This window comes from Streptomyces sp. 13-12-16 (assembly GCF_002114215.1).
GTDB lineage: Bacteria > Actinomycetota > Actinomycetes > Streptomycetales > Streptomycetaceae > Streptomyces.
The window spans coordinates 1-1,998 of the sequence record NZ_NCTE01001149.1 but is presented as its reverse complement, the minus strand read 5'-3'; the positions used below and the strand labels follow the sequence as shown (position 1 = coordinate 1,998).

General features: G+C 74.2%; 2 protein-coding genes and 1 pseudogene. 1 reads left to right on the top strand and 2 read right to left on the bottom strand.

Features of this window, described 5'->3' with window-relative positions; genetic code table 11:
• Both B7767_RS36640 and B7767_RS36635 read right to left on the bottom strand, forming a co-directional pair.
• Positions 1–343, bottom strand: a pseudogene (locus B7767_RS36640) (hypothetical protein); the annotation flags it as partial.
• Between the two features lie 371 nt (positions 344–714).
• Positions 715–1,143, bottom strand: a complete 429-nt coding sequence (locus tag B7767_RS36635) for a DUF6643 family protein (RefSeq protein ID WP_030872710.1) — start codon at positions 1,141–1,143, stop codon at positions 715–717.
• Between the two features lie 295 nt (positions 1,144–1,438).
• Between B7767_RS36635 and B7767_RS36630 the strand changes: the two genes are divergently transcribed.
• Positions 1,439–1,998 (top strand): TerD family protein (locus B7767_RS36630; RefSeq protein ID WP_143652840.1); only part of this gene is annotated, 560 nt, incomplete at its 3' end.

The window sequence follows — 1,998 nt, the reverse complement described above, 5'->3', positions numbered from 1 at the left end:
GGGTCGGCACCGGCCCGCTCCGCCCGGTGCCGTCCGGCGCGGTCCAGTGGGCGAGGACGCGGTGGCGCGGATCCCCGCCGGCGGACAGTTCCGGGTCGGCGGCCGAGGGAGAGGGATCGAGCTCGCGCACCACCGTGGCTGTCACCAGGTGCCGGGACTGGTGCTGTGCGCGGACGGAACGCTGCAGGACGTCCTGGGCGGCGCCTCCGACGAGGACGCCGGCCACCGGTGCGGTGACGAGGACGAGCAGCAGCGCCGTGAACGCCACCCAGGCCTCGGCCAGGTCGGTCCCGCGGCACAACGGGTTGTGCCGCCAGCGCCAGAGTCCGCTGATCGCTCGCACGGTCCGCGCCCCCTTCCCCCCCGCGGGTCCTTTCACGGATCTCTCGTGAAAGGCCAACGCGCGGGCCCGGGGCCCGGTTCCCGCGTCCGCGACGGGAACCGTGAAGTCGCGGACCTCCGCGACGGCGCCGGTGTCCGCGTTCCCGCCGCGGACAGCCGGACGCCGCCGGTCGGAAGCCCGGCGGCGTCCCGTACGGAGCGCGGCGGTCGGTGCTGCCCGGGGCGGAACCGTGTTTCCCGCCCCGCTGGGCGGAAGTCCGGTTCCCTCCCGGGGACGACCGGAGGCGACCTCGGGGCCTCCGGCGGACGGGGTGCGGACGGGCATGCCCGCGGGGCCGTCGTGCCGTACGGCACCGACAGCCCCGGGCAGGCTCAGTACCCGCGGTACTGCTGGCTGTTGTACGGGTCCTGGTAGGGAGCGGGACCCGGCCGCGGAGCCGCGGGGCGCATCGCCTCGTAGCCCGCGGGCGGAACCGGACGCGGCGGCTGCGGCTGGGGGCCGGGGTAGCCGCGCGGCGCGGTCGCCTGCTGCGGGATGTACGCCGCGGGCGCCTGCTGGAGCGGGGCGGGCTGCGGCATCTGCGGGTAGCCGTAGGAGGGCTGGGACGGGGCCGCCGGGAGGGCGGGCAACGCCGAGGGGAGGGCGGGCAGATGGCCGGCCGGCGCCTCGTAAGCGGCGGGGACCCGGATCGGGGCGATCTGCGGGGTACCCCGCTCGGCCACGAGGGAGTCGTAGATCGGGGTGTCCGGGAAGGCAGCGGAGTAGTAGCCGCCGCCATAAGTGGAGCGGGGGGAGGTCATGGCACATAAGTTAAGCCCACGATGTGCTGGTTGGGGAGACCGATAAGAGGGTTGTTTTCCGTGCCCGGCGTGACCGGGGATCCCCAATGCGAGCGAACTTATGGAAAACGGGCACATCGGCAGGCGTATTTCGTGTAAAGGCCGAGTTCCGGGCGGGTTACCGGCGGTTGGTCACCGGTTCCCACGCACTCCCCATGGGAGTTCCCCGCGCGGGGGAATAAGTTGTGCGCACGAACACCGACGGATGCCGGGTCCCGGCCCGGCACGGCGACCCGTGATGGGGGCGGACATGTCAATGCCGAAGGGATCGAACACACCGGTGCCGACGACGGCACTGCGGGTGGACGTGGGCCGGCGCTCCGGCCCCGGCGTACCCGACGCGGACGCCTCGGCCCTCCTGCTGACCGGCGGGAAGGTCCGCTCCGACGACGACTTCGTCTTCTACAACCAGCCCGCCCACGCCTCCGGCGCCGTGCGCCACGAGGGCAAACGGGACGCGGGAGGGCGGGCCACCGACACCCTGCTCGTCGACCTCGCGCGCGTGGAGCCCGGAATCGAGACGGTGATCCTGGCCGCCTCCTGCGACGGCGGCACGTTCGGACAGGTCCAGGACCTGTACATCGAGGTCAAGGACGCCGCGAACGGCACCGTGGCGGCCCGCTTCGACAGCACGGGCGCGACCACCGAGACGGCGTTCGTCCTCGGCGAGTTCTACCGGCGCCAGGGCGCCTGGAAGTTCCGCGCCGTCGGCCAGGGGTACAGCAGCGGGCTCGAGGGCCTCGCCACCGACTACGGCATCACCGTGGACGAGCCGCGGCACGCCCCCGCGGCGCCCGCCGCCCCCGCGGCCCCGGG

Bases quoted from the DNA above. Each gene is read 5' to 3' on its own strand.
- B7767_RS36635 (WP_030872710.1), bottom strand. From the start codon at position 1,143: ATGACCTCCCCCCGCTCCACTTATGGCGGCGGCTACTACTCCGCTGCC.